Here is a 15,640-nt window from a genome sequence, read left to right on the forward strand (position 1 = left end):
TAGAAGATGATAAAAGAATAAATGAGGGAATTAAATTTAATTTAGAACTTGATGGTTTTATATGTTTTAGTGGAAATAGCTTAAAAGAAGGAAGAATAGTATTAAAAGATGAAAAAATAGATTTAATTATTTTAGATATTAATTTGCCAGATGGAAATGGTTTTGATTTTTGCAAAGAGATTAGAGAAACATCTACTATACCAATAATATTTTTAACGGCTAATGATATGGAAATGGATCAAATTAGAGGCTTTAAAGTTGGTGGAGATGATTATGTAACAAAGCCTTTTAGTATTGGTATTTTAACTCAGAGAGTAATAGCTCTTTTAAGAAGAAGGAAGAAAGAAAGTCTGAGAAGTGGAGATTGCTTGTTAGATTTAGAAAAGATGAGTTTTTATAAAGAGGATGTAGAAATTTCATTATCTCCAATTGAGTTTAAAATAGTAAAAAAACTACTGTTAGAAGAGGACAAGATTGTAAAGAGAGAAGATTTATTATCTTATCTTTGGGATGAGGACATAGAATTTATTGAAGAACATGCTTTAACTGTAAATATAAATAGAATTAGGGGGAAATTAAAGTCTAATGCTATTAAAACTATTTATGGAAAAGGGTATATGTGGAGTTTAAGAAATGAGTAATTTTATTTTAGTACTAGGGATAATACTTATTGTTTTTAATCTGATTTTTTTTATAAAAGTAAAAAGAGAATTAAATATGTTTTCTGAAAGGGTTAGTTTTATAATTGAGAAAATTATAAGAAATGAGGAAGTGGAATTTAATCCTAATAATGAAACTATTTTATCAAAGGTGGAACATAAATTAAAAAAGCTTTGTGATACTTTAAAAGTAAAAAAAGAGATTGTTGAAAAAGATAAAGAAAATATTCAAAGTTTAGTAAGTGATATATCACATGGAGTAAAGACTCCATTAGCAAATATAAAGCTTTATACAGAAACTATGTTAAATAGAGATTTAGAAAAGGAGCAAAGAGAAAGATTTTTAAGTTTAGTTTTAGAAGAAGAAGAGAAGCTTAATTTTCTTATGGAAGCTTTGATTAAATCATCAAGACTTGAAAATGGAATTTTAAAAATAAAAAAAGAAGAGGTTAATTTAAAGGAAATAGCATTAGAAGTATTAGATAGAGCTGTAAGTAGAGCTGATGAAAAGAAGATAACTTTCAATTTGAATTTAAAGGATATCTTAGTTTTAGGTGATAATAAATGGTTAAAGGAAGCGTTACTTAACATAATAGAAAATGGAATTAAATATAGTAGTAAAAATTCTACTATGAATATAAGTATAGAAAAAGGTGAAATATTTTCTTATATAGAGATAAAAGACTATGGAATTGGAATAAGAGAAGAAAATATAAACAATATCTTTAAAAGATTTTTTAGAGAAGATGATGTATATCATATTGAAGGAGTTGGAATAGGACTTTATTTAGCGAGAAATATAGTAGACGAGGTAGAAGGGTTTATAAAAGTAGAATCAATAAAGGGAAAAGGAAGCACTTTTAGAGTTTATCTTTTAAATATAACAAAACTGTGATATTTAAACTAAAAAATATGACAGGACTGTGAGGAAGTTTAACCTATAAAAGAGGTAGAATTTTATTAGAGGATAGCCAAAAGTTATATAAGAGAATTATCTTAATAACTGGGTAAACTAAAGGGAGTGAATGAGAATGATATTAAAGGTAGAAAATTTAAAAAAATACTATGGAAAAGGAGAAATACTTGTTAAAGCAGTTGATGGGATAAATTTAGATGTTAAAAGAGGTGAATTTTTAGCTATAGTTGGAACTTCAGGTTCAGGGAAAACTACTCTTTTAAATCTTTTAGGAGGATTAGATAAAGAAACTAGTGGTGAAATAATAATTGATAAGAAAGATATTTTAAAGATGAATGAGGATGAAAAAACTATATTTAGAAGAAGAAATATAGGTTTTATTTTTCAAAATTATAATCTTATGTCTATATTAAATGTTAAGGAGAATATAGTACTTCCATTAGAACTAGATGGTGAGGAAGTTGATAAAGAATATTTTAATTCTATTATAGAAACCTTAGGGATTAAAAATAAATTAAACTATCTTCCAAACAATCTTTCAGGAGGGCAAAGACAAAGAGTTGCAATAGGACGAGCTCTTATAACAAAGCCTTCTATAATTTTAGCTGATGAACCTACAGGAAGCTTAGATGGAAAGACTGAAAATGAAGTTTTAGGACTTTTGAAAATGACAAGTAAAAGATTTTCTCAAACTATTATAATGATTACTCATAATGAAAAAGTGGCACAGATGGCTGATAGAATAATCAGAATTGAAGATGGAAAAATAGTGGGAGGAAATTAAGATGCTACTTAAGAATAACAATGAACTTAAAACTCTATCAAATAATCTCTTGAAAAATGATAAAAGAAGAAATAAATTTATTTTAATGTCTGTATTTTTAACTACTCTTTTACTGACTACAGTTTCATATGTTGGACTTACTATGTATGATGGACTTTTTAAAATAAGTTTAGAAAAAGAAAAGTTAGGAGTATATTCTTATGATCATTTAATGGCTTTAATAGGAGTAGTTTTTCTAAGCTTTATTGTAGTAGGAAGTGGATATTTAATTATATATAATATATTTTATATTTCTATAATTAATGATATAAGGTTCTATGGGCAGCTTAAAACTTTAGGTTGCACTCAAAAACAATTAAGAAAGTTAATCTATAAATTAGGATTTAGAGTTTCCATAGTCGGTATTCCATTTGGAGTTATATTAGGACTTTTTTTAGGAAGAATAATAGCTCAGTTATCACTAAAAGAAACTATAATTTTTGAATATATAGATTTTAATAATTATATTTGGCCGAGTACTATAGGAATAATATTCACAATAATAACATTATGGATAAGTATAAGAAAGCCAGTTAAAATGTTAGAAAAAATTTCAGCAGTAGAAGCTATTAAACATAATGTAATAGGTGATTTTGAATATAAAAGAAAAACTAAAAAAACTAGAAATGGTTCTAGAATAAAAAATATGGCTAAAGAAAATATGATAAAAAATAAAAAGAAGGTTATTGCATCAGTTTTATCAATTGCATTAAGTTCTACATTATTATCAGCAGGAATGATAATAATGATTGGATTAGATGTAGAAGAGCATGTGAGAAGATATATTATGGGAGATATAGATATCGGATACTATATGGATAGCAAAATAGAGAGGGAAGACATAGAAAAGTTAGAAAAACTAGAAGGTATAAAAGATATTAATATTACTTTTAGTGGATATGAGCAAGAAGAAAGGTTTTTTACGGCTAAATCTAAGGTAGAAGTAAATAAAAATGCAATGGAAAAAGAATTTATTAAATATGAAAGTGGATATAACTTTGAGGCTTTTGATAATAGTATAAATACTGTAATTACGGGAATGTCTAAAGAAATGTTAAAAAGAAATTTAGATAGAATAAAAGTAATTGAAGGAAAAATAGATTTAGAAAAGTTTAGTGAAGGAAATTATATAATTTTAAATAGAGAAAATAGAAATATAGAAAATGGATTAAAGGTAGGAGATAAGATAACCTTAAATAAGGGTTTAAGAAATAAAGAGTTTGAAGTGATGGCTATAATAGGAGATGATGGAGAGAAGTATATATCTACAAGCTTAGGTATATTAACAGTATCAAAAGAAAATTTAGAAGATCTTCTATTAGAAAAAATATTACCAAATAAAATAGTAGTAGATGTAGAAAAAAATAATAGAAATATAGTATTAGAGGAAGCAAAAGAAATCTTTAAAGGAAAGGGTTCTATAAAAGGAGTAGAAGAATTTAAAGATGGAGTAAGAAATTTAAAAACTGGAATATTAAGTGGCGTATTTTTAGGAGTAATTATATTTTTAGCAATAGCAATTTTAAATATGGTAAATATAGCTATAACAGATTTAGTACAAAGAAAAAGAGAATTTTCTAGTTTAGAAGCTATAGGAATGGAAAGAAGAATGTTAAAGAGACTTTTAGAATATGAAGGAAGATATTATTTAATATTTTCAATAATATTAATAATACCATTAAGTTTAATTACAGCATTTTTTATTCCTAAAATGATACCTATCTATGGAAGCTTTAGTTTAGGAGCAGTAGGGATTTCAGTCTTAATGATATTAGGATTAATTTATTTAATAATGATAGTATTTAAAAGAGATATGCTAAAAAACATATTAAATAAAGAATCTTTAACAGAGAGATTAGAGGAATATTAAGAGTTAAGTAGCTTTTGGAGATAGAGAATATGATTGTATAAAGGAATAAGTGTAGGATATAATGTAAATGAGTATAGGTTAAAGGAGGCTTAGGAATTTGAGTTTTGGAAGAAATATTATTGGAGAAAAGTCTAAAGAAGAGATATTAAAGATAATATATAGTGATGAGTTTAAAAGTATATTTTTAAATAACAATATAAATAATGTTATTGTATTTGGAAGTTTATCAAAAAATGGATTCAATGAAGAATCAGACATAGATATAGCAGTAATTGGAGATGAAAAAATAAAATCAAGTGTGGATTTGAAAATCTCTTTAGAACTAGAAGAACTTTTAAATAGAAGTATAGACTTTATTGATATTAATGATGATGAAATTGACAATATAATTAAGATAGAAGCCTTAAATAGTGATTTAGTAATATTAAAAGATAAAAATTATGATATAGCATTTAATAAATATGATCAAATATATAAGGAAAATAATGAATTTTGGAGCAGATTAGATAGGGTGGTTTTATACGATGAATAAAGATAAATTAAAAAAGCTTATATATGATTTAGAACAAGAAAGTAGAGAAATTGATAAATCTATAAGATTATTTAAAAAATATATAGATGATAGGGAAATGAAAACAGAATTTTCTAATAGCTTAAAATATAAATATCTTAGTCTATTTATTTTATATGAAGATTTTATATCAATGTTACTAAAGGAATATAATCTTTATAAGATTGGAATGACTGTAGATGGGGCAATAAAAAAGCTCAATGAAGAAAAAATATTGACAGAAGAAATAACAAATTATTTAAATACAGCAAGACTTTTAAGAAATAGAATAGGACATAGATATAAGCAACCAAAAATTGAAGAGATTTTAGAATTCCTTGAAAATAATACAGAGATAAAAAATAAGATGGAAGAATATATAAAAAGCTATCTAAAATAGTATGAAAAATACCCGCCAGAAGAGACTTCTACTGGAGGGTATTTTTTATAATGAAGCTGTTAATTTTTCAAAAAGTTCTTTAAATTTATCTTCTACTTCTTTAAAAGGTTCAAAAGAGAAGTTTGGTGTAGATTTTAATTCTGTATCTTCAAAATCTAATTTTTCATCCATAAATATTAAAAGTTCATGGTATAAAATAGCATCATCTACTACAGAAAGCTTCATTTTTTCATCTTCTGTTAAATCAGAACCTAAGTATTTTCTATAGATAGTATCTTGAAGATTTTCTTCTACTTCTAAATAGAATGTAAGACTCTTTTTAACAGGTCTTGTTATATCAGCTAAATAAGCTTCACTTCCATCATGTAAAAGAAGAGCTAAGGCAACTCTCTTTGAATATCCTCTAGAGATAGCTTCTTCAGCACAGCAAATGCTATGTTGTGCAACTGAAAAGAAATCAGACACATGGCCATTTGCTCTACACATAAGGGATAGTGAGTGAGCGATATCATCTATTAAAATTAAATTTGAATCTGGATTTAATGGGTTAATTTTTATTTTTGAATATGTTTTTATACTATTTGGCATTATAAAACTCCTTTATACTTTCTATATTTAACATAACAGCATGAACCTATAAGGTCAAGTAGAGAAGATTTAAGTTTTGATTAAATAGAAAAAACTCCCGAAGGAGTTTGAAAATTAATCAGTATAAATATATTCTTTTTCATGGTCAGTAAGATTTCCAAGGATTATATTATCTAAATAATCTTTAAGAAAATTATAAGAGGATTTTATTAATTCTAAACTAGTGGGCTCTTCAATCATTTTATACCTAGGAAAATATCGTGAAAGATGAAGAGGAATAGTTCTATCTATATTTTGGATAAATTCTCCTATATCTTTTAAAGTTTGTTTATCAGTATTTTGATTTGGAACAAGAAGCAAGGTAAGTTCTATATGCTTTTTATATTCATAAGCAAGTCGTATAGTATTTTTAACAGGTTCTAATAGGCCAAAACATATATTTTGATAATAGTTAGCATTACCTTTCAAATCAATATTTAAAGCATCGATAAAAGGAAGTAATTTTAGAAATGGTGCTTCATTTATAAAACCATTTGTAACTAAAACTATTTTTTTAGAACTATCTTTTTCTTTTATATTTTTAGCTAATTGAAAAACGTATTCGTACCAAATGGTAGGTTCATTATAAGTAAAAGCAAGGCCTAAGTTATTATCCATATTTAAGACGAAATCTGTCATTTCAATTATATCTATATGTTTGCTTTCTGATTTATATTGAGAAATACTATAGTTTTGGCAAAAGGAACATTTAAAGTTGCATCCAAAAGAACCTATAGATAAAATTTGAGAATTAGGATAAAAATTTATTAAAGGTTTCTTTTCTATAGGATCTAAACTTATAGAAGTTACTTCTCCATAATTCAATGAAACTAATTTTAATTCATTATCAGAAAGAACAGCTTTCCTTACTCCACATACTCCTGTGTGCTCTTTTTTTATAAGGCAATTATGGGGGCAAAGAGAACACCTTAATTTATCATCATCTTTTTTATAAAAATAACATTCCATTATTCCTCAAACCTTTCTACTGTAAATCTTTCTAAAGCTATTTCTCCATCGTCATCTACAATACCACCTTTAGCTTTAGCTATATGGACTTGTTCTAAACTAGTAGTAATACCCTCTAAATTAGGAAGTAAAAGACCAGTTTTTCCGTTAGCTTTAACAATAACACCATATACTTTAGGATCTAGCTTTTCAAAAGTAGTTTTTTCACTTTCATTTAAAAGGTAAATAGAAATTGTAGACTCTAAAAGTTCACTGTACGTCAATGGTGAAAATCTTGGGTCTTTAAAAGCTGCACTTAGACTATTTGTAGCAATTTCATTAGCGATACAAGAAGTTGTAGGAGATGTAGTTCCAACACAACCACGTAAATTCCCATTTGTATAAATAGATACAAATACTCCTTTTTTTATGTTAGGAATAGAAGAGGTATCAATACTATCTAAATCTAAGATTTTTTTAGATTTAAAATAGTAATCTAAAGCTCTTCTTGCTAAAGAAGTATAAGGAGTTTGAGGATTATTAAGTTTTTTTATATGTAAAGTATTGAGGTTTTCCTTTATAGAGCCTAGAAGGTCTCCGGAACCCTCAGAAAATTTCATAACAGCATACCCAACACCAAAAGGGCCTTCATAACTATATAACTCAGACTGGATAGTTTTAGTACCTAAAATTCCACCAAGAATATATAAAGAACGCATTCCACATTCAGAAGCTTCACTTAGAAGTTTTCCATGTATATTTAATGCAGTTTCTAAGTCACCAGATTTTAAATTTTCGATAAGAGTATTATCAAAAAGAGTACCAGACGGTGAATATGGATAAAGTCCATCTAGAGTGAGGCAATGAGATAAATCACCTGAAGCAATGACCACAGTATTTTTGTTAGTTTCTGAAATAACTTCTTTTATGAAATTTCCGAATTTTATATGATCAAATTTTGATAAAAGACTATAGGTAATATGAATGAGTTTTGCATTATTTGTATTTTTATAAAAGTAAAGAGGAACCATTGAGCCGTGATCTAAAGTTAGTGGTATATTATATTCTTCAGAGATATTTGTAGTTAATGGAACTATAGGTAAGTTATTTTCGCGACATTTATCTATAATTTTAAATGTCAAATCTAAATCTATTTCATATTTAAAAAATAAATCATTTACGTTAAATTTTTTAAAGTCTCCAGTAATAAATGGTTCAGCATAAATAGAAAAAGCATCTCTAAAAAGTGTTCCATGAGGAGAAATTATAATTAATGTTTGTGGATTAAAGCTTTCGATTTCAGTGAAAGCCCTATTAAAAGCATCTATAGTATTTTGAATTTTTTTCTCTTCACCTTTCCCAATTTGAGGAAGAGCAATTGGTGGATGTGGCATTAAAAAATAATTAATCAATGTAAAGGCCTCCTTATAAAAGTATATTTAACTATACTATTCCACTAAAATTAATAGTTATCCCGAAAATTTTAATTTATATTATGAAATGATTAAATTAAACCAATATAAGTGAAAAATAAATAGCGATTGATAGAAAGAACTAAGAAAGTCTTAGATTGAAAAGGATTAAAAGTAAGATATTGTTTTCAACAAAAAGAAATTTAATGGTATTATATTAATAAACTATTTTAAAGTAAAAGTAATATTTAATTTAAAATAATATATTAAAATTCTTTTTAGGGGGATTTTATAGAAAGTATTTTATAAAATATAATTCTATAAGAAATACTAAGGTTGTAAATAAAAAGAAGAGGTAAAAGAAATGAAGTTACTAAAGAAAAAAAAGGTTGTGACTACTCTTAAGGTACTATTTGGTATACTTTTAGTTATACTACTTGTCTTAGGGATTAGAGGCTTTATGGGTGATTTTAATATGAAAGTATTAGAAAAAAGCCTTAAAAATATGTATTTTGGAAGCTTAGTTTTCATAATTATATTAGGTATTATTGCATTTTCACCTATGTGTTTATATGATTATTTAATAAAAAGAAAATTGGGATTTAATATTTCAAATAAGCGAATTTTAAAATATGGATTTATAGTAAATGCAATTACAATAGTTGCTGGACTTGGTGATGCAGCAGGAATAAGCTTAAGAACATATTTTTATAAAAATGAGCAAGAAGATAAAAAGAAACTTTTAGTAGAAGTATCTAAAATTTCAATTTTGAATCCTTCGGGATTATCGATTTTAGCAATATTATATTTGATATTTTATGTAAGAGGAAATGATATATTTAATTTTGGTAATATTTGTGCATTTATAATAGCATTATATATTCCAGGAATTTTAATATATATTGCTTATAAGAATAAGAAAAATAATACTGCAACTGAAGGGAAATTTACCTTAGGAATAGTTATATCATCACTATTAGATTGGGGATTATCCATAGGACTTTTTTATTCTATAATTAAAATTTTAGGATTGAATGTAACTTTTGGAGCATTTTTCCCAGTATTTATAATAGCAATGTTAATAGGGATAGTAAGTATGTTACCAGGTGCTGTAGGAGCATTTGATTTATCTATGTTAATTGGACTTAGCTCTATTGGGGTACCGAAAGAAGTAGCATTATTTTCGGTGTTTTTATATAGACTTGCATATTACATAGTACCATTAGCAATAGCAGGTATTCTTTTAATACATGAGTTTTGGATAAGAAGCAATAAGAGAACAAAAGAAATTTTTTCTCTTGCATATACATCTATAAGTTTTACTATTTTAAGATTACTTGTATTTTTATCAGGAGTGGCTCTACTTTTAAGTAACGCTATTCCAGGTGTGGTATATAGAGTTAAAGAACTGAAATTTTTAAGTGATAATACAGAGATGCATTTTCCGAAGTTTTTAGTGATAATAGTTGGATTTTTACTTATAGTAATGGCAGCACTTATAAAAACTAGGGCAAAGATAGTCTATTACTTAACAGTTATATTTTTAATAATAGGAACTTTACTAACAATTTTTAGATCTTTTAATTTAATTGCGGTAACATATTTAATAATTGTATTTATAGTAATTATTTTAAGTCGAAAAGCATTTACACGGGAAAGCTTTATTGTAAGCTTAGAAAGAATGTTAGTTAATCTAATTCTTTTAGTAGGATTATGGGTAGTATATTTAATAGGTATATATTTAAATTATCCATTTAAGTTATATACACTTCCATTTATATTTAAGAGATTGAATTTTGAATATAGAGATTTAATAAGTTCAAGTACATTAGGGCTTATTTTAGGGATAACTTTCATGGTAGTAATGTATTATATAGGTAAATATACTAATAAGATGCCTAAAAAGAAATTAGAAGATTGTGAAGATGAAGTAAAAAATATATTATCAAAATATAATGGTACATCACTTACACACTTAATATATTTAAGAGATAAGTATATATATATTTCTGAAAAATATGAATGTATGATTCAATATTCTATTATGTCTAATAAAGTATTTGTCCTTGGAAATCCATTGGGAGAAATAGAGAATATGGGAGGATTTATTGAAGAGTTTTATGATTTCGTAGACAGCTATGGATATACACCGATTTTCTTTGAAGTAAGTAGTAAGATGTTTGGTATACTTCATGAATTTGGATATGAGTTTTTAAAAGTAGGAGAAGCAGCTATTGTTGATTTAGATAAATTCACTATTGCAGGGCAAAAGATGCAAAAGGTTAGAACTTGTTGCAACAAAATAAATAAAGCTGGGTATAGCTTTGAAATAGTTGAAGAAAATATAAATAATGATGTTTTAAAAGAATTAAAAATAATATCTGATGAATGGTTAGATGGCAGAAATGAAATGGGATTTTCAATAGGCTTTTTTGATGAAGAGTATATAAAAAAGGGTCCTGTTGGATTAGTAAGAGATGATAAGGGCGTGTTAAAAGCATTTGTGACATTAATGCCAAGTTACGGAGAAAATAAAAAACTTTGTTCTGACTTAATGCGTTTTACAAAGCATAATCCTAGAGGAGTTATGGATTATATGTTTGTAAAAGTAATGGAATGGGGAAAAGAAAAAGGATATGAAAATTTTGATTTTGGAGTAGCACCATTATCAAATGTAGGAACATCAAAATATTCGTTTTTAAGTGAGAGAATTGCATGTCAAATATATCTATATGGAAAAGGAATTTATTCATTTGATGGACTTAGAAAATTTAAAGCCAAATATGCTCACAGATGGCAGCCAAAATTTCTAGCATATAAGAGTAAAATTAAACTTCCTTTAACGACTTTACAAGCAAATTTAATCGTATCAAGATCAGAAAAAAATAAAGAAAAGTTATAATTTGGAGGAATAAAAATGGGATTATTTAAAAGTTTATTTGGTGGAGAAGAGAAAGAGTATATTTGTAAGTGTAAAAAAATAACAGAAGAAGAGTTAGTAAAAGCAATAAAAGAAGGAAATGATACTTATGAAACTCTTACCCAAAAAACAGGGGCAGGACTTGGAATGTGCAAGGGGAAGAGATGTAGAGCTAAAATAGAAGAAATACTTGAAAAAAATAAATAAAAAAAACACACGCAAGTGTGTTTTTTTTTATATAAAATGGATGTAAGCATTAAATTTAAAAATAACTAGAAAGTGGAGTGAAAAAAATTTTTTCTAAAAATAGAATAAAAAATTAGAAAGAAAATAGAAATGTAATAGATTATACAGATTTATGAAATTAAATTATAGTATAATTTGTATGAAAAATATTTAATTAATTATAGAAGTAACTAATGATAAAATTATCGATAATTAAAGATAATTTGGGGAGTAAATATGGGGAGAAATAAAAAAATAATAATAATCTTTACACTAATAATAGTTGTTTTAGCTGGAGCAAAGGTAGCAATGGCAGCAACTAGAAAAAATGAAGTTGGAGTAAATAAAGGACAAGTTCAGATCAGAAAAAATATAAAGTTAAATACAGAAATACCAAAATGGGTATATGACTCAAAAGAAAGATATATAGAGATTTTAAGAAAAGAAGATAGTAATGAGAAAATAAAAGATATATTAGCAAATTTAAATTTATATCCAAAGGAATTGGTTAAACTAGCATCTTATAATAAAGAAGCAATAAATTTTGTATATGATTATCCATTTGTGCATGAGTATTATCAAAATACTAAAATTAATATAGATAACTTATATGAAAAAGGAAAAATTCCATTATTTATTCAATGGGATGAGAAATGGGGGTATGATAAGTATGGAAATAATTACATAGCTGTTAATGGATGTGGACCAACAGCATTAGCTATGGTTTTAGTAGGACTTACAGGTGATACAAATATAAATCCGAAAGTTATAGCAGATTATGCCCAGAGTAATGGATTTTATGTAAATGGAGAAGGAAGTAAGTGGTCAATGATGACTGATATTCCACCACATTATGGGGTTAAGGCTGAAGAAGTTCAATTATCAAGAAAAGTTATTGAAGAAGATTTGAAAAATGGAATACCTATAATAGATTGTGTAGGACCGGGAGTTTTTACTAAAACAGGACATTTTATAGTTTTAACAGGTATTACGGCAGATGGAAAAGTTATTGTAAATGATCCAGATAGTATAGTTAAAAGTAAAGAAACATGGAGTTTGGATATTTTCATGAAAGAGAGTAGAGGATTATGGGCCTTTAAAAAAGCTTAAATACAGGATAGTTTTAACATAATATTAAAGGTGTTGAAAAATGAAATACACGATTGTTGGATATAATATGAAATAGAGGTGATAGAAATGAGTTTACTTCAAATGATATTATGGTTACCAGCAGTAGTAGTGTTTATAATACCAATATTAGGATTATTATCACTAATAGCTGGAGCTGTTAAAGGAAATAATTAAATTGAATTAAATAAAAAAGCTTGCTAGTGAAGTAAGCTTTTTTATTTTGAGGAATAAATTGGAATATTGACTAGTAATATAAAGACGATATACTATATTTAGATATGTAAATAAGGGGAGAGAAAAATGAAAAAATATAAATGTATAATATTTGATTTAGATGGAACGATACTAGATACAGAAGAAATGAATATTGTGCCATTACGAAGATTAATTAAAGAGGAGCTAGGAAAAGATATAGCCTATGAAAAATTATTAAAGTATAGAGCCTATCCAGGAAAACAGACTTTAAAATTATTAGGATTTAATAAAATAGACCAAGCATATGATAAGTGGGTAACCTATGTAAATGAATATGAGGTTGGTGCGAAATTATATGAAGGATTTAATGAAGTTTTACAAATATTAAATGAAAGTGGAGTAGTATCATGTATATCTAGTTCTAAAACTAAAAAACAATATGAAATTGATTTCTGTTCTACAGGACTTCAAAAATATATAAAAAATGCTGTTTTAGCTGAGGATACAGAGAATCATAAACCACATCCAGAGCCAATTTTAAAAGTAATGGAAAATTTAGATGTAAAAGCAAGTGATATTATATATATAGGTGATACTATAGCAGATTATAGGGCGACAAGAATGGCTGGAATAGACTTTGCATTAGCATTGTGGGGAGCTTACACAATAGAAGGAATAGATGCTGACTATAATCTATCTAACCCAAAAGAGATATTAAAATTCATCTAAAAATAAAAGTTGGGAAATATAAAATAAAAAAAATATACTTTTATTGATAAGTTAATAAATGAGAAAAGATTTAGATATTATAGTATCAATAAACATCTTTTGTTTATAAGAGAAAAACATATTTTCTTTATTATCTGTAGATTAAAGAAAAAAAGGTTACAAATGTTAAACTGTGGGAATATAATAAAGTATAAAGAACCAGAGGAGTTGACTAGTATGAATGATATGAGTATGAAGAAGAACTCGTTAATTTTAGTTGAAGGAATAATTTTAGTTTTGTTGATATCATTATTTTTTAGCTTAGGGTTTGGTTTTTACTTTAAAGATGTTTTATTTGTAGAGGGACTTATCATTAGTATTATAGGTGTGCTATCTATAATGGGTAATAGAGCTAATGATTTATGGATAAATATAGATCACAATGGATTAACTAGTGTAAATGATGATGTTAAGATTATGGAGAAAGATAGCAAAAAGTTAATAGAAAGCTTTAGAGTAGAGAAGAGTTCTTTAATGATTGCTATGTTAGGAATAAGTTTTCTTATAATGAGCTATATTATTTAATAGATTATAAAAGGTGCAAATTGCATCTTTTTTTATTATAGGTTTAAAGTTTATTATTTTATATCATACTTTAAATGAATAATTTTTTTCAAAATACAAAATATAAAGAAAAAGGAGTGATATAAAATGATTCATATTATGGCAATAAGAATTGCACCAAGAGATATTGTAGCACCACGAGTACAAGAGGTATTAACTAAATTTGGATGTATTATTAAAGTAAGGTTAGGGATTCATGAAGCAATGACTACTGAATGCTCAAATGATGGACTTATATTATTACAATTAGTTCATGATGTAGAACAAATAAAAGGATTGAAGGATGAACTAAACTCAATTCAAGGTGTAAATGCAAAAACAGTAGAAGTTTAAAGAGTAAAACTAACTCCTTTTGGGGTTAGTTTTGTCCTTATATAAATAAAACATATATAGAAGAGAAAGTTTTTTAAAATAAAATTAATAAAAAATAAAAAAAAATTAATAAATAAAACTAATATTAGAAAACACATTTAAAAAGTGTGCAAATCAGTGTTGCATTTAAAAAATTCATTATAAATACAATAAATATAAATAGAATAAGGTTTTATTGTAAAATTAATACATAAACTTAAACTGATGTATATGATTACATAATAAATAATAAATAATAAATATTAAATTAATGGATAATAGATTAATAAAATATTAATGCTAATGAAAAGGTTTAAAAAACCAGTGTGCAGAGCTAGGTAAACGTGATTAAATAAGGATTTGCAACAAAAAAACAAAGTGGCATGATAATTGCTAGATATATGGCGAGAAAACAAAATATTACTTTAACTAAGGAAAATAAGTGTACGGAGGTAAACATATGAAAAAATTTATTGCTTTCATGGAAGAGTACGTAGTTCCAGTAGCGGCAAAAATTGGTGCAGAACCACATTTAGCAGCTATCCGTGATGGATTTGTAACTATTATCCCAATCATTATGATGGGGGCATTTGGAATACTTGTTAATAACATTACGAATTGGCATGTCTATGTTAATTTCATGAGTGGTGTATTTGGACCAGGTTGGAAAGGTTGGGGAGGAAACGTATGGAATGCTTCATATGGAATTATGAGTCTTCTAGTTTGTTTCACAATTGCTTATCATTTTGCTAGAAGTAAAGGTAAAGATGGTTTAGCAGCAGCAGTTGTATCAGTTGGGGTTCTAGTACTATTCATAGTAAACATTGGTTCAGCTCAAAACGTTGGGTTCTTAGGAACTGATGGATTGTTATTAGGAATAGTAGTAGCACTTGTAGCTTCACATATAATGTGTCTGCTAATGGGTAATCCAAGATTACTTATTAAAATGCCAGATGGTGTACCACCAGCAGTTGCAAGATCATTTGCTTCATTATTCCCAACTATGATAGTTGTTGGAGGAGCAGGTATACTTCAAGAACTTTATTTAAAATGTCATACAGGAATGATTTTACCAGCGTTATTTAATAAATGGATTCAAACTCCACTTCAAGGTGTTGTTAGTTCATTATGGGGAGTACTAATCTTAATTTTAGTAATTCACATACTTTGGTTCTTTGGATTACATGGTTCAAACATGATGTTACCAGTAGTTCAAGCTGTATTATTCCCATTAACAATAGCAAACATGCAAGCTATAGAACATGGTGAAAAAGCTAAATA

At 26.5% G+C, this 15,640-nt stretch carries 16 protein-coding genes; 13 read left to right on the plus strand and 3 right to left on the minus strand.

The window, feature by feature from the left end; genetic code table 11:
* The 6 genes from Q0W06_RS16610 to Q0W06_RS16635 form a co-directional block, all read left to right on the plus strand.
* The coding region (locus tag Q0W06_RS16610) for a response regulator transcription factor (RefSeq protein ID WP_297638290.1) at window positions 1-641 on the plus strand (641 nt) is incomplete at its 5' end.
* Window positions 634-1,554, plus strand: a complete 921-nt coding sequence (locus Q0W06_RS16615; RefSeq protein ID WP_297638293.1) for a HAMP domain-containing sensor histidine kinase — start codon at window positions 634-636, stop codon at window positions 1,552-1,554. The genes Q0W06_RS16610 and Q0W06_RS16615, both read left to right, overlap by 8 nt.
* A 136-nt stretch (window positions 1,555-1,690) precedes the next feature.
* Complete coding sequence (locus tag Q0W06_RS16620; RefSeq protein WP_297638296.1) at window positions 1,691-2,359, plus strand: ABC transporter ATP-binding protein; 669 nt, start codon at window positions 1,691-1,693, stop codon at window positions 2,357-2,359.
* 1 nt (window position 2,360) lies between these two features.
* Entirely contained in the window at window positions 2,361-4,268 is a 1,908-nt protein-coding gene (locus tag Q0W06_RS16625) for an ABC transporter permease (RefSeq protein WP_297638299.1), read from the plus strand.
* A 97-nt stretch (window positions 4,269-4,365) separates the two neighbouring features.
* Window positions 4,366-4,800, plus strand: coding sequence for a nucleotidyltransferase domain-containing protein (locus Q0W06_RS16630; RefSeq protein ID WP_297638302.1), 435 nt, complete (start codon window positions 4,366-4,368; stop codon window positions 4,798-4,800).
* Entirely contained in the window at window positions 4,793-5,218 is a 426-nt protein-coding gene (locus Q0W06_RS16635; RefSeq protein WP_297638305.1) for a hypothetical protein, read from the plus strand. Before Q0W06_RS16630 ends, Q0W06_RS16635 begins: the two co-directional genes overlap by 8 nt.
* A gap of 45 nt (window positions 5,219-5,263) precedes the next feature.
* On the opposite strand, the gene Q0W06_RS16640 is transcribed toward Q0W06_RS16635, so the two are convergent.
* The 3 genes from Q0W06_RS16640 to amrA all read right to left on the minus strand — a co-directional run bounded on the left by Q0W06_RS16640 (window position 5,264) and on the right by amrA (window position 8,205).
* A complete protein-coding gene (locus Q0W06_RS16640; protein WP_297638308.1) occupies window positions 5,264-5,806 on the minus strand; it encodes a phosphohydrolase in 543 nt (180 codons plus the stop codon).
* A gap of 114 nt (window positions 5,807-5,920) precedes the next feature.
* Window positions 5,921-6,814 carry a radical SAM protein gene (locus tag Q0W06_RS16645; RefSeq protein WP_297638311.1) on the minus strand — a complete coding sequence of 298 codons (894 nt, stop codon included), beginning with the start codon at window positions 6,812-6,814 and terminating at the stop codon, window positions 5,921-5,923.
* Window positions 6,814-8,205, minus strand: coding sequence for an AmmeMemoRadiSam system protein A (amrA, locus tag Q0W06_RS16650; protein WP_297638314.1), 1,392 nt, complete (start codon window positions 8,203-8,205; stop codon window positions 6,814-6,816). Before amrA ends, Q0W06_RS16645 begins: the two co-directional genes overlap by 1 nt.
* 364 nt (window positions 8,206-8,569) lie before the next feature.
* Between amrA and mprF the strand changes: the two genes are divergently transcribed.
* The 7 genes from mprF to Q0W06_RS16685 form a co-directional block, all read left to right on the plus strand.
* On the plus strand, window positions 8,570-11,107 hold the full coding sequence (gene mprF, locus Q0W06_RS16655; RefSeq protein ID WP_297638317.1) for a bifunctional lysylphosphatidylglycerol flippase/synthetase MprF: 2,538 nt from the start codon (window positions 8,570-8,572) through the stop codon (window positions 11,105-11,107).
* A 15-nt stretch (window positions 11,108-11,122) separates the two neighbouring features.
* Complete coding sequence (locus Q0W06_RS16660; RefSeq protein ID WP_297638320.1) at window positions 11,123-11,332, plus strand: (2Fe-2S)-binding protein; 210 nt, start codon at window positions 11,123-11,125, stop codon at window positions 11,330-11,332.
* A 255-nt stretch (window positions 11,333-11,587) separates the two neighbouring features.
* Entirely contained in the window at window positions 11,588-12,460 is an 873-nt protein-coding gene (locus Q0W06_RS16665; RefSeq protein WP_297638323.1) for a C39 family peptidase, read from the plus strand.
* A 321-nt stretch (window positions 12,461-12,781) separates the two neighbouring features.
* Window positions 12,782-13,405 carry an HAD-IA family hydrolase gene (locus Q0W06_RS16670; protein ID WP_297638326.1) on the plus strand — a complete coding sequence of 208 codons (624 nt, stop codon included), beginning with the start codon at window positions 12,782-12,784 and terminating at the stop codon, window positions 13,403-13,405.
* Between the two features lie 216 nt (window positions 13,406-13,621).
* Complete coding sequence (locus tag Q0W06_RS16675; protein WP_297638329.1) at window positions 13,622-13,969, plus strand: hypothetical protein; 348 nt, start codon at window positions 13,622-13,624, stop codon at window positions 13,967-13,969.
* A gap of 126 nt (window positions 13,970-14,095) precedes the next feature.
* Window positions 14,096-14,341 (plus strand): hypothetical protein, encoded by a 246-nt coding sequence (locus Q0W06_RS16680; protein WP_297638332.1) that lies wholly within the window; start codon window positions 14,096-14,098, stop codon window positions 14,339-14,341.
* A 478-nt stretch (window positions 14,342-14,819) separates the two neighbouring features.
* A partial coding sequence (locus tag Q0W06_RS16685; RefSeq protein ID WP_297638335.1) for a PTS transporter subunit EIIC occupies window positions 14,820-15,640 on the plus strand: 821 nt, incomplete at its 3' end.

The organism is uncultured Clostridium sp., from assembly GCF_947072515.1.
Classification (GTDB): domain Bacteria; phylum Bacillota; class Clostridia; order Clostridiales; family Clostridiaceae; genus Clostridium.